The organism is Aminobacter sp. MET-1 (assembly GCF_026521175.1).
Lineage (GTDB): Bacteria > Pseudomonadota > Alphaproteobacteria > Rhizobiales > Rhizobiaceae > Aminobacter.
In genome coordinates this window covers 37,874-59,203 of the sequence record NZ_JAMSHL010000190.1, presented here as the reverse complement: position 1 = coordinate 59,203, position 21,330 = coordinate 37,874, and the positions used below count along the sequence as shown (strand labels likewise).

General features: G+C 58.4%; 35 protein-coding genes and 1 pseudogene. 12 read left to right on the top strand and 24 right to left on the bottom strand.

The window, feature by feature from the left end; genetic code table 11:
• Positions 1–66 precede the first annotated feature (66 nt).
• The 7 genes from NDO48_RS29910 to NDO48_RS29880 form a co-directional block, all read right to left on the bottom strand.
• Complete coding sequence (locus tag NDO48_RS29910) at positions 67–363, bottom strand: hypothetical protein (RefSeq protein WP_267322062.1); 297 nt, start codon at positions 361–363, stop codon at positions 67–69.
• Positions 360–896: a hypothetical protein gene (locus NDO48_RS29905; protein ID WP_267322063.1), complete on the bottom strand. Its 537-nt coding sequence runs from the start codon at positions 894–896 to the stop codon at positions 360–362. The genes NDO48_RS29910 and NDO48_RS29905 overlap by 4 nt, the downstream gene beginning before the upstream one ends.
• Before the next feature lie 44 nt (positions 897–940).
• Positions 941–1,369, bottom strand: a complete 429-nt coding sequence (locus NDO48_RS29900; protein ID WP_267322064.1) for a hypothetical protein — start codon at positions 1,367–1,369, stop codon at positions 941–943.
• 72 nt (positions 1,370–1,441) lie between these two features.
• The gene (locus NDO48_RS29895; protein ID WP_267322065.1) at positions 1,442–1,681 is read right to left on the bottom strand and encodes a hypothetical protein; all 240 of its coding nucleotides are present in this window, start codon (positions 1,679–1,681) and stop codon (positions 1,442–1,444) included.
• 24 nt (positions 1,682–1,705) lie between these two features.
• Entirely contained in the window at positions 1,706–2,638 is a 933-nt protein-coding gene (locus tag NDO48_RS29890) for an ArdC family protein (protein WP_267322066.1), read from the bottom strand.
• Between the two features lie 110 nt (positions 2,639–2,748).
• Positions 2,749–3,123: a hypothetical protein gene (locus NDO48_RS29885; protein WP_267322067.1), complete on the bottom strand. Its 375-nt coding sequence runs from the start codon at positions 3,121–3,123 to the stop codon at positions 2,749–2,751.
• 17 nt (positions 3,124–3,140) lie between these two features.
• A complete protein-coding gene (locus NDO48_RS29880) occupies positions 3,141–3,590 on the bottom strand; it encodes a hypothetical protein (RefSeq protein WP_267322068.1) in 450 nt (149 codons plus the stop codon).
• Between the two features lie 162 nt (positions 3,591–3,752).
• Between NDO48_RS29880 and NDO48_RS29875 the strand changes: the two genes are divergently transcribed.
• On the top strand, positions 3,753–4,148 hold the full coding sequence (locus tag NDO48_RS29875) for a helix-turn-helix domain-containing protein (protein ID WP_267322069.1): 396 nt from the start codon (positions 3,753–3,755) through the stop codon (positions 4,146–4,148).
• Here NDO48_RS29875 and NDO48_RS29870 read toward each other — a convergent pair.
• Genes NDO48_RS29870 through NDO48_RS29850 form a run of 5 tightly spaced genes read right to left on the bottom strand, consistent with a single transcriptional unit; the run spans position 4,106 to position 7,275 of the window.
• Complete coding sequence (locus NDO48_RS29870) at positions 4,106–5,410, bottom strand: sensor histidine kinase (protein WP_267322070.1); 1,305 nt, start codon at positions 5,408–5,410, stop codon at positions 4,106–4,108. The genes NDO48_RS29875 and NDO48_RS29870 overlap by 43 nt on opposite strands.
• On the bottom strand, positions 5,407–5,955 hold the full coding sequence (locus tag NDO48_RS29865) for a hypothetical protein (RefSeq protein ID WP_267322071.1): 549 nt from the start codon (positions 5,953–5,955) through the stop codon (positions 5,407–5,409). Before NDO48_RS29865 ends, NDO48_RS29870 begins: the two co-directional genes overlap by 4 nt.
• Positions 5,955–6,653, bottom strand: a complete 699-nt coding sequence (locus tag NDO48_RS29860; RefSeq protein WP_267322176.1) for an FkbM family methyltransferase — start codon at positions 6,651–6,653, stop codon at positions 5,955–5,957. Before NDO48_RS29860 ends, NDO48_RS29865 begins: the two co-directional genes overlap by 1 nt.
• Positions 6,646–6,915 (bottom strand): hypothetical protein, encoded by a 270-nt coding sequence (locus tag NDO48_RS29855; RefSeq protein WP_267322072.1) that lies wholly within the window; start codon positions 6,913–6,915, stop codon positions 6,646–6,648. The genes NDO48_RS29860 and NDO48_RS29855 overlap by 8 nt, the downstream gene beginning before the upstream one ends.
• A 3-nt stretch (positions 6,916–6,918) precedes the next feature.
• Complete coding sequence (locus NDO48_RS29850; RefSeq protein WP_267322073.1) at positions 6,919–7,275, bottom strand: response regulator; 357 nt, start codon at positions 7,273–7,275, stop codon at positions 6,919–6,921.
• Positions 7,276–7,467: 192 nt separating this feature from the next.
• On the opposite strand from NDO48_RS29850, the gene NDO48_RS29845 reads away from it, so the two are divergent.
• Positions 7,468–7,812, top strand: a complete 345-nt coding sequence (locus tag NDO48_RS29845; protein ID WP_267322074.1) for a hypothetical protein — start codon at positions 7,468–7,470, stop codon at positions 7,810–7,812.
• 15 nt (positions 7,813–7,827) lie between these two features.
• Here the strand turns inward: NDO48_RS29845 and NDO48_RS29840 are convergent, their stop codons facing one another.
• Together NDO48_RS29840 and repC are read right to left on the bottom strand one after the other, a co-directional pair.
• The gene (locus NDO48_RS29840; RefSeq protein ID WP_267322075.1) at positions 7,828–9,198 is read right to left on the bottom strand and encodes a hypothetical protein; all 1,371 of its coding nucleotides are present in this window, start codon (positions 9,196–9,198) and stop codon (positions 7,828–7,830) included.
• Positions 9,198–10,394 carry a plasmid replication protein RepC gene (repC, locus tag NDO48_RS29835; RefSeq protein ID WP_267322076.1) on the bottom strand — a complete coding sequence of 399 codons (1,197 nt, stop codon included), beginning with the start codon at positions 10,392–10,394 and terminating at the stop codon, positions 9,198–9,200. The genes NDO48_RS29840 and repC overlap by 1 nt, the downstream gene beginning before the upstream one ends.
• 898 nt (positions 10,395–11,292) lie before the next feature.
• On the opposite strand from repC, the gene NDO48_RS29830 reads away from it, so the two are divergent.
• On the top strand, positions 11,293–11,631 hold the full coding sequence (locus NDO48_RS29830) for a helix-turn-helix domain-containing protein (protein WP_267322077.1): 339 nt from the start codon (positions 11,293–11,295) through the stop codon (positions 11,629–11,631).
• Positions 11,632–11,652: 21 nt separating this feature from the next.
• Positions 11,653–12,342: a methyltransferase family protein gene (locus NDO48_RS29825; protein WP_267322078.1), complete on the top strand. Its 690-nt coding sequence runs from the start codon at positions 11,653–11,655 to the stop codon at positions 12,340–12,342.
• A 25-nt stretch (positions 12,343–12,367) separates the two neighbouring features.
• On the opposite strand, the gene NDO48_RS29820 is transcribed toward NDO48_RS29825, so the two are convergent.
• Genes NDO48_RS29820 through NDO48_RS29795 form a run of 6 tightly spaced genes read right to left on the bottom strand, consistent with a single transcriptional unit; the run spans position 12,368 to position 15,604 of the window.
• A complete protein-coding gene (locus NDO48_RS29820) occupies positions 12,368–12,916 on the bottom strand; it encodes a hypothetical protein (RefSeq protein WP_267322079.1) in 549 nt (182 codons plus the stop codon).
• A 27-nt stretch (positions 12,917–12,943) separates the two neighbouring features.
• The gene (locus NDO48_RS29815) at positions 12,944–13,318 is read right to left on the bottom strand and encodes a hypothetical protein (protein WP_267322080.1); all 375 of its coding nucleotides are present in this window, start codon (positions 13,316–13,318) and stop codon (positions 12,944–12,946) included.
• A gap of 15 nt (positions 13,319–13,333) precedes the next feature.
• Positions 13,334–13,642, bottom strand: coding sequence for a hypothetical protein (locus NDO48_RS29810; protein WP_267322081.1), 309 nt, complete (start codon positions 13,640–13,642; stop codon positions 13,334–13,336).
• Between the two features lie 2 nt (positions 13,643–13,644).
• On the bottom strand, positions 13,645–14,271 hold the full coding sequence (locus tag NDO48_RS29805; RefSeq protein ID WP_267322082.1) for a thermonuclease family protein: 627 nt from the start codon (positions 14,269–14,271) through the stop codon (positions 13,645–13,647).
• Positions 14,268–14,915 (bottom strand): thermonuclease family protein, encoded by a 648-nt coding sequence (locus NDO48_RS29800; RefSeq protein ID WP_267322083.1) that lies wholly within the window; start codon positions 14,913–14,915, stop codon positions 14,268–14,270. Before NDO48_RS29800 ends, NDO48_RS29805 begins: the two co-directional genes overlap by 4 nt.
• Positions 14,916–14,932: 17 nt before the next feature.
• On the bottom strand, positions 14,933–15,604 hold the full coding sequence (locus NDO48_RS29795) for a nuclease (protein WP_267322084.1): 672 nt from the start codon (positions 15,602–15,604) through the stop codon (positions 14,933–14,935).
• A gap of 73 nt (positions 15,605–15,677) precedes the next feature.
• Here NDO48_RS29795 and NDO48_RS29790 point away from each other — a divergent pair, with 73 nt between their 5' ends.
• Positions 15,678–16,127 (top strand): hypothetical protein, encoded by a 450-nt coding sequence (locus NDO48_RS29790; protein ID WP_267322085.1) that lies wholly within the window; start codon positions 15,678–15,680, stop codon positions 16,125–16,127.
• Here the strand turns inward: NDO48_RS29790 and NDO48_RS29785 are convergent.
• The 3 genes from NDO48_RS29785 to NDO48_RS29775 all read right to left on the bottom strand — a co-directional run bounded on the left by NDO48_RS29785 (position 16,124) and on the right by NDO48_RS29775 (position 18,200).
• Positions 16,124–16,618: a hypothetical protein gene (locus NDO48_RS29785; RefSeq protein ID WP_267322086.1), complete on the bottom strand. Its 495-nt coding sequence runs from the start codon at positions 16,616–16,618 to the stop codon at positions 16,124–16,126. The genes NDO48_RS29790 and NDO48_RS29785 overlap by 4 nt on opposite strands.
• Positions 16,609–17,022, bottom strand: a complete 414-nt coding sequence (locus NDO48_RS29780; protein WP_267322087.1) for a thermonuclease family protein — start codon at positions 17,020–17,022, stop codon at positions 16,609–16,611. The genes NDO48_RS29785 and NDO48_RS29780 overlap by 10 nt, the downstream gene beginning before the upstream one ends.
• 605 nt (positions 17,023–17,627) lie before the next feature.
• Complete coding sequence (locus NDO48_RS29775; protein WP_267322088.1) at positions 17,628–18,200, bottom strand: hypothetical protein; 573 nt, start codon at positions 18,198–18,200, stop codon at positions 17,628–17,630.
• Between the two features lie 406 nt (positions 18,201–18,606).
• Here NDO48_RS29775 and NDO48_RS29770 point away from each other — a divergent pair, with 406 nt between their 5' ends.
• From NDO48_RS29770 to NDO48_RS29750, 5 genes and pseudogenes are all read left to right on the top strand, one after another.
• The gene (locus tag NDO48_RS29770; protein WP_267322089.1) at positions 18,607–18,819 is read left to right on the top strand and encodes a hypothetical protein; all 213 of its coding nucleotides are present in this window, start codon (positions 18,607–18,609) and stop codon (positions 18,817–18,819) included.
• 58 nt (positions 18,820–18,877) lie between these two features.
• Complete coding sequence (locus NDO48_RS29765; RefSeq protein WP_267322090.1) at positions 18,878–19,096, top strand: hypothetical protein; 219 nt, start codon at positions 18,878–18,880, stop codon at positions 19,094–19,096.
• 81 nt (positions 19,097–19,177) lie between these two features.
• Positions 19,178–19,396 carry a hypothetical protein gene (locus NDO48_RS29760; protein WP_267322091.1) on the top strand — a complete coding sequence of 73 codons (219 nt, stop codon included), beginning with the start codon at positions 19,178–19,180 and terminating at the stop codon, positions 19,394–19,396.
• A 140-nt stretch (positions 19,397–19,536) separates the two neighbouring features.
• A pseudogene (locus tag NDO48_RS29755) lies at positions 19,537–19,830 on the top strand (DNA -binding domain-containing protein); the annotation flags it as partial.
• Between the two features lie 96 nt (positions 19,831–19,926).
• On the top strand, positions 19,927–20,124 hold the full coding sequence (locus NDO48_RS29750; protein ID WP_267322092.1) for a hypothetical protein: 198 nt from the start codon (positions 19,927–19,929) through the stop codon (positions 20,122–20,124).
• An 8-nt stretch (positions 20,125–20,132) separates the two neighbouring features.
• Here NDO48_RS29750 and NDO48_RS29745 read toward each other — a convergent pair whose 3' ends face one another.
• Positions 20,133–20,528, bottom strand: a complete 396-nt coding sequence (locus NDO48_RS29745; protein WP_267322093.1) for a hypothetical protein — start codon at positions 20,526–20,528, stop codon at positions 20,133–20,135.
• A 134-nt stretch (positions 20,529–20,662) separates the two neighbouring features.
• Between NDO48_RS29745 and NDO48_RS29740 the strand changes: the two genes are divergently transcribed.
• Both NDO48_RS29740 and NDO48_RS29735 read left to right on the top strand, forming a co-directional pair.
• Entirely contained in the window at positions 20,663–20,920 is a 258-nt protein-coding gene (locus tag NDO48_RS29740; protein ID WP_267322094.1) for an antitoxin, read from the top strand.
• Complete coding sequence (locus NDO48_RS29735; protein WP_267322095.1) at positions 20,917–21,321, top strand: type II toxin-antitoxin system VapC family toxin; 405 nt, start codon at positions 20,917–20,919, stop codon at positions 21,319–21,321. Before NDO48_RS29740 ends, NDO48_RS29735 begins: the two co-directional genes overlap by 4 nt.
• The last annotated feature ends 9 nt before the right edge of the window (positions 21,322–21,330 follow it).

Genomic DNA, 21,330 nt, shown 5'->3' with positions numbered 1-21,330 from the left:
CGGCAAGGAACCTGCCGGCGAGAGCGCGATGCAATCGCCGGTGCTGTGTTGTGGTGAGCAGGCCTCCTACTCGCCTTTGCCGGCGAGCAGCCTGGCCCAACTGTCGCGCAGGAATTTCGGGATCTCGAAATCCGGATCGACGAATGCCATGTCGATCACCTTGATCGGCACGGGCAGGGGAGTAGATGGCGCAATACCAGGTGGAGGTGGCTCGCACAGCGCGTTGAGCAAGGCCGCGAGTTCCGAGCGGTCACTGATCGTCACCTTGATGGTGTCGGCCGGTGGCAGATGCTCGCTGACGCGATATTTCTCGGCGTCGCCTTTCATGTCGAACCAGCGCCTCTTGACGTTGTAAACGATCATGACGTGACCTCCTTGATGTTGCGTCTTGCGACTTCGGCTTTCAACGCGATCTCCCATTCGGGAATGATCTCGACGCGAGGGCCGCGTGTTCTGGTCGCTCGTCGTTGGCGGATGCGTTTGTTCTTGTAGGCGGTGGCCCAACGCTGAGCGGTCTGGTCCTGTGCTTCATTGCGCGCATTTTTGGCGGTCTGCCATACGGTGTAGAGTAAGGCGTACTGCACGCGCTCCGGCATGGCGAGGATAGCCGCCTCGAGATCGCCGAAGGAGGGGACGGCGAGCACCTCACGGCCGCCGCCATGCTGCATCAGGATGTAAAGGCCACCTGAACAGCCTGAAAGCTTGGCGAGTTTGATGGCATGGCTGCCGTAGTCGACGGCGTTGCCGGTACCGCGACGAAATATGCGGCTGTCACGTGAAGCGGCGTCGAAATCGCCGAGAGGGGCGGCAATGATCTCGAAACCGTCGAAGGCTTCGCAACGGCCGCGGTCGCTCTGTTCGTAACCGTGGCCAAATCGGATGAAGGCTGCGTGCATGGTGGTAGGTCCTTCTTATGAAGGTTGACGGGGGAAAGCGGCTGTCAGTCGGTGGTGGTCACCGCGCCGTTGGGTGTGAGAGCGCCGATCTCGATCGCGTTGCGGATCGTGTTCTTGATGGCCTGGGCTTCGACAGTTTGGTGCCAGTCATGCCAAAGCTGCTGTCGGCGCTTGTACTCGGCGCTGTCCTTCCACTCGTCGTAGGAGGCAAAACCGAGTTCGTGGCCCTGATCGGCGCCTATGAAAGGAGGCTGATCGGCGAGAGAGGGCGACGTATCGGGTTGAGGGAGACAGCGAACATCAAAGACGCCATCTGTGCCGTGAGCGTTGTCGTCTTGACCGTCGTCATGGACGGCGAACCAATAGGTGCGTTCGCCTTGGTCGATGTCGTCGTCCGTATAGACGTGATAGATATCGACGCCCTTGTGCTCCATGAACAGCTTCGCGGAGCGGAATTCGAAAACGTGCGGCATTTCTGGTCTCCTGAAACAGAAAACCCGGCGTATGAGGCCGGGCCGGGCTGGGGGATGTCTGATGAAAGGTGGCTAGCTGCGGGCCTCGCGGTTGATCAGCGCGATTTCGCGCTTGAATGCGCTGATGGGCCGCTCGCCGATATCGAGCTTGGTGCCGCCGGGAAGGGGCAGGTAGCCGATATAGCCGCGCATGTTGTAGCAGAGCTCCCCGACGCGCACTCCGTTAAGGAGGACGTCGTAGCGCATCTTTGTCTCGAGCATTGATCGCCGGCGCGGCGCCTCGATCAACGTGATCTTGTGAAGAGTGGTCATGTTGCAAATTCCTTGTCTGTGGGGTTAGGCGGCGAGAGCGGCGGCTGCATCCGTCGAGATGCTGCCGGGCTGTAGCTGGTGGAGGTATTGGACTGCCTTCTCGGCATGTGACGCGGCCGTAAAAATGGCTCGCCTGTCGTTTTTGAGAATCTTGATCCAACTACCGATGTACGCGGCGTGATCCTCTCGGGGATGGTCTTCGACGCCGAGATCCGCGCAAATGAGGCAAGCGCCAATTTCGGCCACGCATTCTTCGAGCGCGTATCCTGCGTCGCCCCAGACCTTGCGACCGAGATCGCGATCGCAGCGGGAAGGCAGCTTGGTCCAGTGCACAGTTTCGTGCGCGAGGACGGAGACGTAGGACGCGGCGGATTCGAATGCGTCGAAGACCGGCATGGCGATGAAGTCGCCAGATGGCATGTAGAAGGCGCTGTTGCCGCCGAAACGCACGTCAGCACGCGTATTGGCAAAGAACTCGTCGGCGTTGACGATGCGTTGTTTGGGATCGGCCGGGACAACAGGAGCGGGATGGAAGCGGTCGGGCAGATTGTCGATCTGGTCGCAATTGAAGACGCAATAGCCCTTGAGGAAGGGAATGCGTTGCTCGATCTCTTCGCCGGTCTCGGTTTCCGCCGTCTTTTCGATCGCGCCGGCATAGACGACAAGCGTCGACTTAGAGCCTTTGCGGACCTGGCCGCCGAGTTCCTGCGCCTGGCGATAGGTCATCCAGAAAGGCGAGCAAAAGCCCTCCGATGTCGCGGCCATCCAGAGCAGAACTGTATTGATGCCGCGATATGGTACGCCGTTGTGGCGTAGCGGACGTGTCGTGGTGCCATTGGCGCCCCATGGTTGGTGCCATGGCCGGACTCCGGCCTCGAGTTGGTCGACGATGGTGTCGGTGATGCGCTGATAGACGTCGCTGCGCATCGAGGTCGAATTTGATTTCGAAGTGGACATGGAGTCGGCTCCTCTGGGGAGGACCGGGGGAAAGCCACTCTCTCCCGCGACGGCCCGTCACTGCGGGCCGGCCGGACTTTTACTCTTGAGGGAGGAGGGGTGCGCCGGCGTCAGATGGTGGGCTCTGGCGGCAGTGCTGAGGCGATAAGGCGCTCTACAGGCAGGGTTGGAACCTTGCGATGGAAGACGGCGTCGGGATCTGGACGGCTATTGAGCCAGTCCTGGACCTGCTCGGCCGCAAGGCGCATGGCGACCTGCAGCGGCAATTGTCGCAATCCGGTGTCGACCAGGTCGGAATTGGCATCGACGAGATCGAGAATGAAGGTGAAGGGAGCCGTGCGTATGTCGGGTTCCTGTTCGTCGGAGATCGTTCCGTCGATCTGTGAAACGATACGGCGGGCAAGGGCCTCGTCGGCAACAAGCCACTGCGCGAGGGTCACGAAACCATTTTGTTCGTGATCCGCGGCGGTGAGTTGGATCTTCATCGCACGGCTCCTTTCTGTCAGAGCGCAAAGGCGCGCACCAGGGACTGGTTGGCGCGGTGATAGGCCAGTGCGATCGCACATACCTCGATGGCGAGTTCCGGTGAGCAGAATTTGGACGCTTTGACTCGCTGCTGGAAATTGTCGATCAGCTCTTCATTGGGTGTGGCGACATGAAAGCGAGCGACGAGCCAGGAAATCTGCTGGATCGGAATGATCGGATCAGCTTTGAATTCCTCGACTTTGAGGGTGCCGCCGCGGATAGAGGCGCGTCGGGCCGCTTCAATGGCGTGTTCCTGCTCGGTGAAGAGGGCGATCGGCAGCTTGTGGTTGATGGCGAAGGCGTCAGGGACAAAGACGTTTTCCTCGTTGGGTGAGACATAGAGCAGCCGATCGTCATTGATGGTGCGTTCGGTGTAGAACTCGCGGGCGCAATAGCGCAATAGAGGGTCATGGTCGGAACCTTTCATCGTCTGGCGCCGGCCGGGGAAAGCCTCTCTCTCCCGCCAGGGCCGGTCACTCTGACCCGGCCCAACTCTTCCTCTGGCGGTTCCAAAGAGCGTGATCGATGAGGAAAACTTGTAGTGAAGGGCTACCATTGATTAAGCGTTCGAGTCATAAAGCGGGCGAGCATGACCGAATGTGAGAATGAAGAGGAAGGTTGCTTGATGCCGCGACATGTGGGCGCCGTTGAGCGCAAAGACGATGTGTCGAGAGACGATGATGGCCTGTTGCACGAGAGATTGAGCAAGGCGTTGATCCGCATCCGTGACGAAAACGGCCTGCTGAACAAGGAAATGGCAGAACGATTGAGAGTGACCGAAGGCTATATGTCTCAGGTCCTGCATGGCCGACGTGACGTGCGTCTGTCGATGCTGAATCGGATGTCGAAAGAGTTTGGAGTCGACGCCTCGGAACTGATTACGGATGCCGAGAAGGCCAAGGCTGCCAGGGGAGGCGGCGCGGAGCCGACGCCACGTCGTCGTTATAAGGCAGCCGAAGCCGAAGGGGCTGCTCTGACGGCCTGAGTCGCTGTTTCCTTCGCGTTGATGGGCAGTCTAATCCGCACGATCGTGCCTTTCTGTAAGACCGAGTCCAGGCGCAACGACCCTCTTAGTGTTTCCACGATCTCAGCGCAGCTTGTCAGTCCGAGCCCCATGTGGCGGCCGGATTTCGTCGAGAAAAATGGTGTATCGGCTTTCGAAAGAACCTCTGGCGACATGCCTTCGCCATTGTCCATAACTTCGAGATTCAGCTCCTTTGATCGCCATAATGTCGATGGCTTGACCTGTGCCCGGATTGCCACCTGGCCGTTTGGACGGCCGTTAATGGCTGTGCGGGCATTCTCGACAAGTTCGCCGAGAAGCAACATGAACAGCGTCGAGGGAATGGGGAGATCTCGCGCGGCCTCGTCGACGTCGATCGATACCTTGTCGCCACCATTTTGGGTGAGTAGTTCCAGAACATCGCCAAGGGGTTGAGGCTGGTAGTCGCGCTTGGCGCACGCAATGGCAGTGAGCGAGCCGTTGATCGTTTCGAGTTCGGTTGCTGCGCGGCGTGCGGCATCTATCAGAACGGTGGAAGGCCGCCGTCGGCCGGTGAGGGATTCGATGAACAGGCGCAAGGCGCTGATGCGCGTATGGGTCATATGCTGATAGAGCACCGCCATGGATCGCAACTGCTTGTTATCGCGCTCCTTGAGCGCATAGCGCTGATGCAGGGCGAGCGAGCAGATGGCGACAAGGCCGAGCGCAACGCCGAAATAGTACCAGTTTCGAGAAGCGCCGATATCGATCTGGGTTTTCTGGTGGAGCGTCGCGCTATGATTGACCGTCGCGCTCGAGATCTCGAACATTTCCTGCTCGAGGGATTTCATCGTCGCCAGTGCAGCCGCGTAGTTCTGCCGGTTTTCAATCGTCGAGGTGACTTCGGTGTCGATCCGGGTGTTCAAAGCCTCCAGCAGCCGGACTTCGCGCGGCGGCAAAAACCTGACGACATAGGGCAGCTTCAAAAGCTGCTTCACATTGACATCTATCAATCCAAGCTGGCGTCGAATGTCGGGCTCGAGGTCACCGGTTTTGTCGGCGATCTGCAGATAGCCGGCGACGCGAATTATGCGCTCGCGGACCTGGGCGACGCGCCATTGGATCTCGTAGGTTTGGGTTAGAATCTCTTCCGTATCGAGCCGGTATTGCTCGGATTGAAAATAAGACCATGCGCCAAGGCCGGCGGCGAGCACCAGGCCGACATAGGGGATGACCAGCCACGAGGCGAGCTTGGGCAGCTTCATTGTGGTGTTGGTCTGGCGGCGATCGGGAAGAAGACCCAGATGGAATTCCGTGCCGGGACATAGGAAGAGGGCAGTTCATCGAGGGGCCAGACGATGAAATGAGGACCTCTTTCACTGAGGTCGATCGGGCGGAAGTCCTGCCCTTCCTTGCAAAGCCCATTGGTGATGTCGGTCGCCGTGCAGGTACGTTCGATGGCGATGATCGGGTTGTATGAACGAATTTCGTCGAGCTTTATCTCCGACAGGAAGTCGTCATAGGCCATGATCTGGACCGATGAGTTCTTGTCCAGGCCACCGCTCTGCAGCACATCGAGGAGGAGGGGACCGCGCCACTGGATCTTCTCGTCGTCTGTCGTGCTCCACGGGGTTTTGGTGTCGATGGTCACGTTTTCGAAGACTGTCCGGAGCTGATCGGTCGTGAACACCTTGATCGGCTTACCGGCGGCCTCTTCAACCGCGAAGGTGCCTGGATCGTCGTAGGCGCTGTGTGCTGGCGCAGTTGCGGTGAGCAATAGGCCGAAAAGAGCAATAGCGAGTATCTTCATCAGATCTCGTCTCCTACCTGATATGTGCGCGGGCTGAAGTCTTTCGAGAACAGCACGCAAGGCCCGCTCGACGCGCGCGGATCATAGGCAAAGCCCTTATCGGACAGGCTTCGTGTGATGTCGCGAATGCCCTCAAGGCCATAAAGGTGATCGTGGAATTCCATCAGGATTCGGTCGACGCCGTGCAAATCGGCATCGCGCGCCAGCTCTCGTTCGGCGCCCTCGATGTCCATGACCAAGACATTGATATTGTGGGCAGCGATCACCTGATCGATGTCGTGGGATTCTATTGCAATGACTGCTTCATAGGGGCCTTGCTCTTCGTTCAACGACGACATCCAGAGATCTCGGCGCACATAGAACTCGTATGACCGTGACGGGCCGGCGGTGAGGAGACCGGACTTCAATTCGATGTTGTCGATCGTATTGGCCGCGATGATCCGCTCGGCGAGGCTGACGGTGTCTGGATTTGCTTCATAGGCGTGTACTGTCGTTCCGGTGATGCCGGCGATGACACTGGTGATGATGCCGAGACCAGCGCCGAGCTCGAGGACGCGATCATGCCGGCGAACTGCCCGTTGGACGGCCTTCACTTCCTTGGCTTCGTAACGGCCGGTTGCAAGCTCATCCCAAATGACCGGCGACACATCGCTTGGGGTGAGGGGCAGGTGAACATTGTGAACGATCAAATCAGATATCTCCGACCGAATGGCCTTGCTTGCGCATCTTGCGAATTGCGTTTTTGAAATAGCGCTCGGCTGAAGAGACTTCGATCTCATAGACTTCAGCCATTTTCAGGTAGACCTCTTTGCGCTTCTGACCTGTCGGCCGGCTGATCATCATCTCCACGACCTGTTTTTCGCGCCGGGATAATTCGCCGAGACCGCCAACATGGCGGCGCTGGCTGGAGAGGTCCGCCAGTTGCAGCGCGAACGTGTCGGGAACGATCTCCTCAAGCAACTCTTAGAGGCGCAAGCGCGACAGGCCGATTTTGGCGACATAGCCGTTGATGCCGATCTCGCGCATGACATCGGCTTCAGTTTCGCTGTCCGTGCCGGTCAGTACCAAGTGCTTAGCATGTGGAGAGGCCTTGACGATCTGTGTCACGACAGAAACCCGATCTTCGTCCAGGCCGGGATTGAAACCGGGCAAGCCCGGATCGATTACGACGAGATCGAAGGCGTTGGGCTTCAACAGCGCCAGGGCGGCTTCTAGCGTTTGCGCCCCTTCGACATTGCAACCTGAAAAATGCTCTTCAATGATCTCCATGACGGTCAAACGCATAAGATCCTGGTCTTCAATAATTAGAGCGCGCTTCATCGTCTCCCGGAATAGCATCTCGTAACGGTTGTGATCGGCGCCGACGGGTTACCTTAGGCGCCTGATATAGCACGCTAATCCCTTCAGGCTACGCCTGCAAGGCAGGGATGTGTGAAGGAGTTACTCCGCGATCGAAAAATAGGGATGAATTCATCACTATCATTGGTTGTAACATCCCGTAGTAGTGAGGCCATGCGGCTTGAATTGATATGGTCAAATGAGGCGGAAGTGGCTGACGTGAATGTTCACGCGGCCATAGCGGCGCATAGGCGCATTGTGCGCGATCTGGTCAATTTCGCGCGAAAATGCGATGAAAACGTCAGCAAAGCCAAGGACGATCTGGCGGTGTGGCGAAATGAACACCTTTCGGCCGAAGAGCAGTCCGCTTTGATGGTTGTCGCCACAGCGCCAATTAGCAACCATGGCGATCTGCAGGCTAAAGCGCTGTATTTGGCTGAGCTCATAGAAGCTGATCCGGAATGTGTCAGTCCTGATGACCTCGTGGCGGCGTTCCGGACGATGGCGACGCCGGTATAGTTCTTTCGATCTATTTTAGCTGTCCGCCAGAGCGTTGGTGTGGTCCTTGGCGTGCGAGAGCACCCATTGCTGCAGGCGCCGGCCGAGCGAGGCAGCAGTCTCCGGCAGCATATCTTTCGGGGTGATCTCGAAAAGCGGGCCAATCTCTTCCATGCGCGGTAATGTCTTCGCCTTCGCGGCGAGATAGATATCGGTGTCCATGCCCATCGCCTCGACCACGAGGCGGACAGGTGGATGGTTGCCGTAGGCCGTTTCTATGATGAAGTCAGGCCGGCAGAGGCCCTTTGATGTCGAGATCGCGAAGAGTGGCTTGATGATGGTCACGCGCAACCGCGGCGCAGCGTCGAATAAGGTTAGCTGCAGCCAGATCAGCAGGTGAGCGACATCGCGCTCAAAGCCGGATTCGACGGGAAACAGGGTGTCGCCGTTGAGCACTGGCTGCGCGTAAGCCTGCACGGCGCGCAGATCTCCGTCATCCTCGTCGCCGAAGTCGGCATTGGCGATTGTCAGAAATGGGCCTCGATGGCGCGGATCGCCGCGCAGCGGCTGGCGCAGACGCGAGTGGAGCGCGATCGGTTCTGATATAGCGGCCGGACGGATGAGTTTTTCGGTCACGCTGGGCGTAAACAGGATCATGAAGCCGGTGCGACGCTGATTGGGAGCCCAATCGGAGCGCGATTTCCGCAACATGCGCTGGAAGCGCGACGTCTTGTCCTTGAAGTCTCCTGCCCAGGTGGTCGACAGCGCACTGAAGCGCCAGGTGCGTGTGATGCGCCATTTGACGCCGGCATTGTGGATCGCCGCCAGTTGGTCTTTGAGCCGATAGGTCTCGGGGTGTTCTTGCAGCGGCTTCAGAACATTGATGGCGGCCGCGTCGAGCAGCCGCCAGAGGACGACGGCAAGTTTCGAGGGTCGGTCATTACGCTCACGGTCGCGGTCCGGAGCGCTGCGGTTTGCATCGGCAAGCCGCGATGGAATCGGGGGCAGGGCGTCGATATAGGCCGTATCTCGATGGCGGACAGGGCGAAGATTGAAGGCCCGATCGTGCGAAGACGGCTCGAAATCGCGATCGACATGAAACGGGCAATTCTCGTCATGGTTTGGTCGATCTACACGGGCATGTGGATCGCCATCGGCAGGGGTGAGGCGGCGCAGGGTGAAGGTCCGCTCTTGCTGCAGCGGCGCCAGCAGCGGCTTGAATTCACCATTGACGCAATCGCACTCGATCCAGCCATCCTTGGTTTTGGCGCGGCGGATGACGGCCAGCGCTGTTGCTTCCTGGTCGGCCGATGACGAATGACCGTACCACGAGCGCAGCGCGGTCGCTTCGTCGGCCGATATCTGGTCGACGTGGTATGCTGGTGTGCCGCGCAAGACGATCCGCATCAATTGAGCTGCCGGGCGTAGTTCTTGCGGGCCTGTGTCTGGAGCTGCCGGCGCAGGTTAAGCCCGCCGGCGGCGTAACGATCGCAGAGATTTCGGTAGAGCCCGCCGGCGGAACGTGTAATCTCCCCGTCGGCCTGGCGCTGGAGGACGTGGGCGAGCAGGATCGCGGCCGGCGCGCGGCCGATATTCGCACAGGTGTCGGCCCAGAATTCCTGTTTGATGCCGGCATTCGGGCGCAATTTCGCGGCGGCGTCTATCAAGTCGTACATGGTTCGCACCTGTCCAAAATGATACTCGCGTAAAATCGGGCAAGCGTCCAGCACTAGCTCGACCTCAACGGCCGGCGCACTTTTCCCTCCTAGCTTGCGGCCGGAGGCCGCTCCACTTCTCTGACAAGTTTGTGGATGGAATTCTCGGTTGTTTATGTAGCTGCCGTCGAAATTGTCAGGCGCGGCCGTCACATTTTCAGAGCATGAAGCATCGTCATAAGCGTCTCTGGCGGCGTCAACGCGGTCATCGAGCAGCTGCAGTTCGGCGAGCAGCTGGCCAAGAACCTTTAGGTCGGCCCTGATGTGCCGGCGCGGGCGTTTGGCGAGATCTCCGTAGCGATCGACGATTTGATCGAGATGGCCGGCTAGATCGGGCCAGTCGTCAACGTCCGGATGATCGTCAGCGGCGGCCATGAGCTTCTGCTTGATCGCTGTGCGCGTGGCGACGATCAGGGAGACTAGTTCATGGCGCTGTTGGCGCTCGGCCGACATGCTTGCGGCTATCGCCTGCAGCTCGGAGTAGCGTACGGCGATCGGGGCCAGATTAAAACCGTAGGCGGTCCCGTCGCTGGCGCAGTAGCGCTTTCTCGTTGCGCTGTCGTTCATGGTGATCAGGCCGGCCTCGATGAGGGTGTTCGCGGCCCGGGCCAGTGTTCGTTCGCTGATGCAGAGCCTGGTGCAGATCATCCGGTTGGATGGATAGGCGACAGGCGGGCGCTTCGGGTCGCTCCAGTCCTTGTCCTGGGTGACGCGCATCAGGAAGTCGAGCAGCTGGCGCGCAGAGGCGTTAAGCTCGAAAGCCGGGATCGCATCATCCCAGATGGCCCAGATTTCGGCCTTGGTTCGGATATGCTCGCTGCTGTACTGTCGCGCGCAATCGGTCGCCCTGGTGTGGGCGGCTGTGGCAGGTCTTAGGCCATGAAACATCGTTGTCCCCTTCCATGCGGAGCGGGAACGCAGGCAAAAAAAAGCCGTGGCGCCTAAAGCGCAGCTATTGATTCTTCGGGGGATTTGGGTAGACTGACCCTAAGTTGTTTCAGAGCTCGCAATTCTGAACATTAGGTGGTCAGGGTCAGTCCACTCGATCCCCCAAAAAGAAGGTCCGGCACTTGCCGGGCTTTTTTTTTGCGTTCTCGTTTTCTCCAGTTTCGATCGTTGGCAAATCAGTTGCGACGCAACGGTATGTGATTCACCCTGATTGTGGCAAGGCAGGATTATACGATCGTGAAATATTTCCATGCCATAGAGTCAGGGTTCCCATCCCATCGCAGGGCGGAATTCGGGCAAATAAAAGCCGTGGCGCATGAAGCGCGGGCTCTTGCATTTTGTCGGGGAATTGGTAGGCTTGGACCCAAGTGATTTCAGAGCGGCAATTCTGAAAGTTTGCAGGTGGGAGTGCCTAGTCATTCCTCCGAAGAAGGTCCGGCTCCGGCCGGGCTTTTTTTTTGCGTTATCGAGATCTCCAAGATGGTGAAATTCGGCACGGGGCGCACTTGCGCTTGAGTCGCGACCGTATGTGATTCCGCCCGGCAGTGCTAGATCGGGTTATACTATAGTGATATTTCCTGGCATATTTGTTACGATTTGATGGGAATCAGGGTTACGTGGTGTGAAGGGGAGACGGGTTGAGCGTGATTGTTTCATCCAATCGGATACTGAAACAGGCCCGAAAAATAACCGAAACAGGGCGCATGCGGCTCTTACAATCAAGTGGCATCGGAGTCATAGATTCGCGGCGGTGGCGAAGGGGAGGCCATTCTCTGGCTGAAAGTGAAGGTTTGGGATGCCGCGACATCAAGGTGCCGGTGGCGGTCGGAAGGACGGTGTGAGTAAAGCAGTGGACGACGAAAAATTGCATCAGCGGCTTAGCAAGGCGCTTATCCGCATCCGTGACGAGCACGGTTTGCTCAACAAGGAGATGGCAGAGAGGTTGCAGGTCACGGAAGGCTACATGTCTCAAGTTTTGCGTGGTCGTCGTGACGTTCGTCTGTCGATGCTGAATCGCATATCCAAGGAATTCGGGGTGGACGCGTCGGAACTGATCGGGGATGACGATCTGGACGACGATGGAGACGGTGGAAAAAGCGGGGGCGATGAGCCAGGGCGCAAGCGTCGCTCTAAAATAGCCGAGCCGCCGCATGAAGGGGCGATACCGGCGTTATGATGACGGCTGCCTGGAGTGATGTTGAGCACGAGCAAGCTTGAAGATCAGCTGGGCGGTGTCGCCCTTGCGATGATTTTTTCGTTCATGGCGTACCGGGAGGCTGTCGAGATTGCAGACAGCTGGGCCGGAGTTTCACTGATTGGAACATTGGCGATCGCCGGGAAGGTGGCGTGCCTGGCTTTCCTCGGCCTGGTGCTGGCGCTGACGATCGTTCGTCATGATGTGAAAAGCGTGGCAGCGGGTCTGGAGCCGCGCCTGACGGCGATCGGCGGCACGTTCTGCCTCTTGCTGCTGATTGGGTTTCCCAAGGGGTCGCCGCCGGCGGCGATCGGCGTCCTGTCGAACATCCTGATCGTGGTTGGCGCCAGCCTGTCATTCTGGTGCGCCATGCGGCTCGGGCGGTCGTTCGCGGTTGCGGCCGCGGCGCGGCAGCTCGTTGTGAGTGGACCTTATGCTCATGTGCGCCATCCGCTTTACGCGGCCGAGGCGCTGACGGCGGTGGGCGTCGTGCTGGCGCATTGGTCGCCGGCGGCGCTGGCTATGCTGATCGTTTGGGGTGTGTTGCAGTACCGACGTGCCGGCAATGAGGAAAAGGTACTCGCAGCGGCCTTTCCCGACTATGCGGTCTATGCGGCAAAGGTGCCGCGCCTGATTCCGTCGTTACGCGCCTACGAGGCTGAAAGAGAAAGCCCGCGAGGATCGCGGGCTTGAGGAGATTGACCGACTAAGCCGCGGTTCAGTGTCTAAGGTTGAAATAGTGGCGGGAGATCTTGCCGGTCTCCTTGTTGCGAATGTCGAAATAGTAGGGATCCTTGCGCTTTGCGCGCGGGAAAGTGGTGGTCGTGGAGCAGAGCTGGTCGGCGACACGACGGGCGCGCGTGTAGTAGCCGGGCTCGTCGCGATCAATGAGCGAAGAGCAAGCGACCTGGACCGGCTTAGCACAGCCCGGAATCGATCTTTCTCGTCCGTTATCACCGCCGCCGGTGCCAGCCGAGATGTTCACCGGCGTGGAGCCGGCCGGGCAGTCTTCATATTCTTCGCGACCGGGCTTGCCGGTGCCAGCTTGTGGGCAGGCCGGCCAGTAGCCGGGATGAACCTTGCGGATCGCAAGCAGCTTCATGACCGGCGGAACGCAGTAGGGCACGCCTTGCCAGGACGGATTTTGAGAGGCGACGCAAAGCAGGATTTTGCATCCGAATTCCGCGTCCTGGGCCGCCGCCTGACCGGCCGAGAGGCCGAGCATCGCGCCGGCGATTGCTGGAAGTAAGTACCGGATAGGTTTCATGATGTTTTCTCCTCGTAAATTTCGTAATCAATGCTCGGATGTCCAAACGCCACCGATCTTCACAAAACGGAGTGTTTTGGGCATTTGAGTTCCATTCTTTGTCACGACCAAGCCCGAGCAGACGACGCCTGGGGTAACAGTGTCTTTTTGACATTCATCAACACTGATCGATCCACCCGAGAAAACGCCGGACTGGAGAGCCGCTGAGGCTTCTTCGCTAGTGGGTGCATCAAGGCGCGATGCTTCTTGATACTCATCGACCTGCTTCTGCAGCGTTGCAAGCTGGGTGGTGAGGTCGGCGATCTTGGTTGCCTGGACATTGTTGGCGACTGCGTAACCACCACCTACGCCGATAAGCAGAGAGACGAGGCCGGTAATGCTCAATGAGACGGTCTGGTTCATGGTTGCTGCCTCACATTATTGGTAATCGGTGATGCCGAGCCGCTTCATCACCTTGGCGGGATCGGTATCGCAGTCATTCTTCCAGTCCGGGTGTTGAGCGCAGGCGTATGCGTACTGGCTGAGAGCCGCGTTGGAGAGATCGGCGAGTTCGTTGCCTTTCTCCATCCATTTGCGGACCTCGTCTGGTGTGCAGCCCATGCCGCCGGCGCCGCACTGAGCGGGATCGAGTTGAGCGGCCGGTGGTTGCGAAGTCTGCGCAACGGCAGTGGCAATCGGCGACGCTGCCGAGGCAGAAAACACAAGTGCGATCAGAAAAGTCTTCATAATTAGCCTCGCGGGGTAGTGTCGTTTGATCCTGGAGAGGGCGGCGGCAAGGGCAGGCCGGGGATTCCCGGTTCCTGGGTAGGAGATGGCGTGGCCGGTTTCGTAGGAGCGGCAGGTTTGTAATTCCACGGAGGCGGAAGCTTTGGATCTGACCAGATGCCGAAGCCGAGACCGCGAGCGCGGCGCTCTATGTCGAAATAGGCCGGTACCTGTGGTTCGCCGGGATAATTGAAAGCGTAGCCGATGCCGTCGGCGATAGCCGTCGCCGCCAGATTTGTTTCTTCAACGAAGCAGTGAGCGAGCAGGGTGCCGTTAGTATCCCGAGTGACGGGGGCGCAGTTCACGTCGCGTTTGAGCGTGCGCAGAATGAGCCAGGCGCGGGCGACCTGGCCGGCAGGCCACTCAACCCCGTCGGTGTTGGCGTTTTGCTCCAGTCTTGGCGCGAGATAACCGGCGATGCGAACGGGCTGTTTCGGTTCCAGAAATTCGATAGTCGAGCCGTCCAGAACCTGCACACGGCCATAAATCTGCTTCGGCAGCATGATGTCGAGTGAACTCTGGGCGAATGCCGGGGTTATGCCAAGGATGGCGCAAGCGACAAGCATAGGACGTGACTTAAGAATGATCATGGTTGTGTGGCCGTAGTCTGCGGCATCTTTTGCTTCTGCTGGTCGAGCAAAACGGCGACGGGATGTGGCATATCAGAATAAGCCCATAGGCCTGTGCGGGCGGTGCGAGCGCCTTCTTCCGCAACGCGGTAGCCGGGTACGATGAGCTGACCCTGCGAGCCGGTGGCGGCAAAGCCCCACCCCTGCGCGATCATGAAGGTTGCCAGATCGTAGCCAGTTTTGCCTGTCGTCGTTTGACAGACGACGAGCATGTTATTGACGTCGAGTTCGTGAACAGTCGTGCACACTGGCTTGGCGTCGCGAATGATAGCTTGCGCCATAATCAGATTGAGCTCGCCGCAATCGCGCTTGACGCCTTGTGAGAGTGTAATCGAGGTGCCGCGGAGGCATGATTGCAAGCCGTAGAGGCGGTAGCGTTTGCCATTCGCAATCCAGCTGTCGCCGCTTTCGAACTGCGCCTCAGTCGGAAATGGCGAGAAGTTTGACGGTGGGGCATTGCCGGCTGGATCTGGTGGCTGTGCTGGAGATCCGGCAGACGGTGCCGGCTGTGCTTGAACTTGAATTGTCGACGGTGAAGTCGGCAAGGTCGGCAGCACGTAAAAATGAACGTATGTGAGCGATCCGGCGATGACAGCAATGAGCATGATTGTCGAGACTCGCATCAATTCATCTGAAGATTGCGATATCGTTCGCCGTAGGGGTGAACGAAGGATGAGTTGGCCCAAATGCCGGCCTTGGCCTTGGCGGCGTCAGATTCAGCGGCAGCATATTCGGGAAAGAGCGGCATGCCGTTGGGTGAACGTGCCGCGAAAGCGAAGCCCTGACGAATGATGTACTCGGAGAGCGGCTGGACGCTATCGTCTTCCTTGATGAAGAAACACTCGGCAAAACGAACGGGTGGATTGCCAGTGTTTGTAGCAAGAAAATGGCATGGAAATGCACCACCTGCAGGTGCCGACGCGGTCTGGAGCGCAGCGTTAAGCCCGGCGAGTGAGATCATCGAGCATGAGGCACTACTGGTACTCATGCGGAGCTGCTGGGTGGAAAGGCATCCCTGTATGCCGGCCAGCTTGATCACGGTGTTGTTTGCATCAATGAATGCGGCACCGGTCAATGCGGCTTCCGGCGTGACGGTTTCGAGCTTGAGTGAATTGATCAATGAAGCTGGATCAAGGGCCGTTTGTGGCCCTGGTATCAGGTCGCGACCTTGCGAATACGCATTCTGATAATAGTCGACAAACTTGGCAGAACTGGGCGACGCCTGCTGCTGGGCAGCGACGTTCGCCGTTGAAGCTGCCAGTGCAGCTAAAATCCTAAGAACTAGTCCGCGCATCTCACCACCGGCTTTTGGAACCGACGACTTTATGCTATAAAAGAAAATTACACGACAGTGCAAGCGGCTAAGCTTGGAAAACGATGGGCAAAGTGCGGTGATTGATAGGTTGACCAAGACAATGGCGGCCGTGGGACGCCTAGCGTTGTGGTCAGCCGTTGCAGCATGGACTGCTGTGAAAGTCCTCCTGTTTCTGGCTGCACTAGCGGTGGTATTGCCATGCATAGCGATCGTTGCATGGTTCGCGCTGTGGATTGGAACGGCATTCATTGATGCAGAGTTGAGCTTCGCAATCGGCGGCTGGGGCAGGGATGTTTACCAATCCTTCTTTTGGATCCAAGTCTGCTCATTGCTGCTTGTCGTGGTTATTGGCGGTTGGCTTTTTAGAGGAGCGCTGTCGGCTACGTTGAGGCCCGAAACTGAAGAAGAAAAGCGGAACCGTTTTGTTAACGACAACCTAATTGCCCAACGGAATCGCCAGGAAGACCAGGCGAAGTGGGAACAATCGATGGGTTATCGCTAAACGCGCCATCTTACGACGAAGAAACCCATCAGTGCCGCGCCAGCCGAGATTGCCAAGCTGGCGAGTGACAGCCAGTATGACCAGCGCAGCAATATGAGACTGATCGGATCTTCGATCTGGCCGATTACCCAATGCAAACCCAGCACGACGGCGAGGAAGAAAGCCGAAGTGAATGCTGCCAGGGCGGCGTTTTCTTCGGCTTTTCTGAGTGTGGCCTCTTTCCAGGACCGGGTGCGCGCGATCGGCGTTGGTACGAAATGCATAAGCGTTTCCACGGCCAGGATCAGCAGGGGATAGAGTGCCAACAGAAGAAACGGGCCGAAAACAAAGAGCCTGACTACGTGCTCGATCTCCCGGAACCTGTTGTCGAGCGGACCGATGAGCCAGTAACCGGCTCTGACCAGAAGTCCCGAAAAAATGATGAAGGCGAACAGCCGCAGGAAAAAGCCGATTGCGCTGGGCGGGTCGGCGGCGCGGCCGCTCAGCACCATGAGGCTCGTGAAGCGCCGCGGCCGTATGGCTGTGCAAGTTTGGCGTCGATGAGCGCCTTGGAAATATCGCCCTGATTTGTCAGAACCGCTACGAGTTTACGTTTATAGCGGTCCTGGCCGAACGGCGTCATTGAGACAATGCCGGATTCAAGCATTGCCTGCAGCTTGTAGGCCGCTGCAACGCCGGTCTGGTACTCATGCTGGCACTTGGCGCCGCCGGCTATCTCGGGCGCATCGATGTCCTTCAGCCGGTATTTTTCTCCGCCATGCCAGAACGTATCGCCGTCCACTACGCATTGTGATCGCTTGCCGTATGAGCAGAGCGGAAATGATCCTGATTGGGCCAGTGCCGGAGCCGGCGCAAGGAGGGCAAGGGAGATGATGGACAGGGTGATCTTTGACATGTCTGCGATTCTTATAATGTGACGATAGTGTAATCGTCAGGGTGTTTGAGCGTCAATCGTCAGTGTCAAATCGCCGAAAGGCTCACTGCGGATCTCCGGACCGAACAGGAGAGGGCCTGAATAGGGCGTTACGGCCGTGAGGTCGCGATGTGTGTCGATGGAGAACGAGATATGCGGCCGGAAAGACGGCAGCCCCCAGCTGGCGCCAGCGAGGCGGTAAGCTGCGTATCGCCGTTGTAACGTTTTGGAGCCGAACGTCAGCACGACCATCTCTCCGAAGCGGCGCACGGATCGCTTACTCGAGCGGCGAGCCATCAAGGGGGCGCAAGACAGGGCTGGCATTGATGACCAGTCAACTGCGATGTGGCTCAGCATGATGGTGACGTGCAGGTCGGAAGCTGGAAGGCAGTCCTGGAAGCCCTCAGCTTTCGCCCATGTCAGGAGGTCCGGACCGTCAAGAAGGGGCCGGCGGACGAACAGTGGCCTTGCAACGGTCCGACCAGGCGCTGCGGTTGCTGGCGCGGGCAATAGCGCCGGATTCTGCTGCCGGCCCCTCCGTTGGCGGGTGGAATTGGGGCCGTTCGTAGCGGTCACAATGGCGCGGCTCAGTTGAAGGTCTGCCGATCGGGCAGATAACAGCGGGCTCGATTCTCCGCGCTCCAGTAAGGCGGACGCCAGGTGTCTTCAGCCTGTGGGGTCGCAGGATCAATGTCGGCCGCGCATGGATGATCTACCGGGATAGGGCGCAAGGGGCGGCCTTTAAAGCTTAGGGGATCAATCGCCGGGTCTGTTTCGACGGTAACAGCGGCGATGACGCCATAGCCGTCCTTGCGCAGCGCACCGATCTGACGGGCATTGTCGATTAGGGAAGCCGTTCGATCCGGATCTCCGGACGCCGTCCACGAGACAGTTTCGGCGGAAATCTGGCGATAGCGGGAGAGGTGGCCCTTGAACTGACCGCGCGTGATCTGGACTTTGGCGATGCGGCTGTTGCGGCCAGGCTCGATGAATTGTGGGGCGTCGGCGAGATCGCGCATTGTTCGGATCCCGCCTGTTTTGATGTGGCGGTCTTCCAGGGCGGATGAGAAGGTGGCCGAGCTGGCGAGAAAGAGACCGTCGATCGCTGAGATCGGGATTGCGTCGAGCGGGTTGCCGGCGAAGGTGCCGAGGGCGCGCATTTCGTCGAGAATGATTTTCCGGGAGGCGTGCGAACTGACGACCGGGAGGAAACAAGGGATAGACAGTCGGGATCATCGCCGCTCATGGTCCAATTGGTTCAAGCGCCGCGTCGATGCGCCGCCGCTCGACCCGTCGCGGTTCCATTTCTATCAGCATGATCCGGTTCGAGGACACTTTCCGGAAACTTTCGAGGTGGTGAGAATGGAATTTGAAGGCACTTCGTTCCGTTCGCCAAGCTGGCAGCGCCTGCCCTGCGTGCCTGCGGCAATACGGGATGGCCAGGCAAATGCGGCACATGCTGTAGTCGCAGGCTTCGCCGCAGTTGAGCGGCGACCGCAGGCTCTCGCCGGATAGAATCCAGAAAAGGCAGGCGAGACATGGAAACGATCATCATGGGAGCGGCGGATGGATGATCTACGAGGCCGATTGGTAGAGATGCGGCGCGTTCTAAAAGCAGGGATCAGCGACGACTGGAGAACGCTTGTCGCACTCCTTGTCGCTGTTGCGTCCGGCATCGCGATTTTCAATGGTTATGACAGGACTTCGTGGCTGCTTGCAATCATCGCCGTGCTGATCTTTCTGTACGAGCACTGGATCAGAAGACGATCATCCAAATAGGGAGAGGGAAGCCGTTCGCGGTTCCAGCAAAGGCACGATTGGGAGATTGGGAAAGACCATGAAACCGTGGGCAATCAGCTTAAATGGCGACATATTGGGTCAAACGCTTCTGGCCTTTGACGGCCAAAGCATCGCCCGCGACAGTCGCGAAGCAATGCGCTTCGATAAGGAGGAAGAGGCGCTCGCCTATATCCGGACAAACGGCCTGAACATTACGCTAGTTGGTAGCGACCCTGTACCCCAATGGGTGATGCCAACTGGCTACACTCACCAGTAGCTCTAGAGTGGCCTGACAGGCACGAACGACGATGGTGAATGGTAGCGGTAGGTGGTTGCGGCTGGGCGCGAAGGAGAGCACATGACTGAAGAAGAGGCGCAGACGCTGTTCTACGAAAAAAGACAGCAGTTGATTGAACACTCTGACGGCAGGATCGGCCATATCATTGGGATCATCTATCCTATTCCGAAAGGCAGTCGTCCTGCAAAGGTAAGCTTCAGGCCGCGCGGCGCCCTCCATGCCGAAGACTGTTCGGCGGATCAGCTTGCCGTCTTCGATGGATCAAGCTCTGTAAACTGATGGCGGCGAGCCGACAGACTGCAATCCGCTTTGGGACGAGGACGCCAAGGACATCGTGCCTGAAAGAAAACCCGGGTGGCAGGGCCACTCATGATCGCGATAATTGAGATTCATGCCCCGGACTAACTGACAAGTTACAAAAAAGGCAGGAGCGAATGAGAAAGACGCCCTTGGACCCGAACGTCGCCGATGTAGCGCCGGAGTCGCATGTGCTCACCGGTTACGATGAGGAGCATTTCGTCACCTATTTGCGACTACTCGATGCGGACGCGGACGACGCAGACTGGCGCGAGGTGGCAAGAATTGTGCTCCATATCGATCCGGACAAGGAACATGACCGGGCAAGGAAGGCATGGGAAACGCATCTTGCTCGTGCGAAATGGATGACCACACACGGTTATCGCTACCTGCTGCAAGGCGGCGCGCCGCATTGAAGACGCCGGCTTATCGTGGTGGAACTCGACGCCGAATCCGAACAGGCGGTTATGGTTGGCACGCGCTCAATCAGTGAGCCGAAAATGGGATAGAGGATGACAGAAGGCGAGAACACAAGCGCGCTGGTGAAAGGTCCGGTATTGCTTGGCGCGCTGCTGATGGTGCTCGGTGGCCTGATGATGGCGTGGCTGCCGGCCGGTGTGGGCTGGATCTTCGGGATCGGCGGCCTGGTCGGATTTGGACTGTGGTGTCTGGCAGCGTATCGCGTCTATAGCGGGAACGTTGACAGATAATATTGCTGCTACGGCAGCGCCTTGAAGATATTCATCCAGAAGCCGTATTCGTCTTCCTGGGCGTCGCACCATGCATGGAAAGCGCAGGTGGCGGCGACGGCCTTGACGTCTGTCATGTCGATTGAACCGCGGCGCAACTGGTGAGCTCTTGAGCGCAACGAGGCGACGACGGTGGGCTCGTCGATGACGGTTTCCAGGAAGCCCGTTAGCGCATTCTGGGCTTGCGCCCGCAGATCGGTCGAGGGGATAGTCGCGATGAAGTCGTCGACTGTCACACTCTCCTCGGGTGGCGGCTCGGAATCCGGTCTTGCGAAGCCGATATAGAGGTGCAGTTCGGCGGCATCGTAGACCAGCTGCCAACGGCCGGTGATATCTTCAGCCAGGGTTCGGGAGATAATGGGCATGGGCTTGTCCTTTTCGCGAAAGGACAGCAGCTTTTGCGAGGGCTGGGTATCACCAGATTCCGGTATGGACACACGACATTGAACAGTGTCGCACCGTGATGTATATACAACGGCATATGCATACGGAGGCCGCAATGGCGCTATCCAGTGATGATCACCGTGAGGCTAGGCTTTTCCGCAACAACAAGAGCCAGGCTGTGCGCATCCCGGCCGATTTCGAGCTCCCCGGCGAAAAGGTGATGATTCACCGCGAGGGAGATCGGCTGATCATAGAGCCGATACGCCGCAAGGATCTGCTGGAAGTGCTGGCTGGTCTGACGCCGCTAGGGCCGGAGGATGAATTTCCCGACATTGATGATGGCCTGCTGCCGTTGAAGGAAATCCATCTTTGAGCACGCTCTACATGCTGGACACGAATATCGTGTCTGAGCTTGCCCGCAGGCCGCAGGGTGTAGTTGCGGGTCGGATTGCCGAGGTTGGGTCGAATGCGGTGTGCGTCAGCATCATCACCGCGGCCGAGTTGCGCTATGGATGCGCCAAGAAGGGATCAGTGAGGTTGCTGGAGCAGATTGAGGCCATCCTCGGGAGTATGCAAGTGCTTGCGCTCGATGTGCCGGCAGACGCCGAATATGGCGGCATACGGGCTGAACTGGAGGCAGCTGGCAGGCCCATAGGACCGAACGATTTATTCATCGCAGCACATGCGTACGCCCTGGGGGCGGTGCTGGTGACAGGCAATACGAGCGAGTTCACACGGATTCGGGAGTTGAAGGTCGAAAACTGGTTGGGATGAAGCTCGACT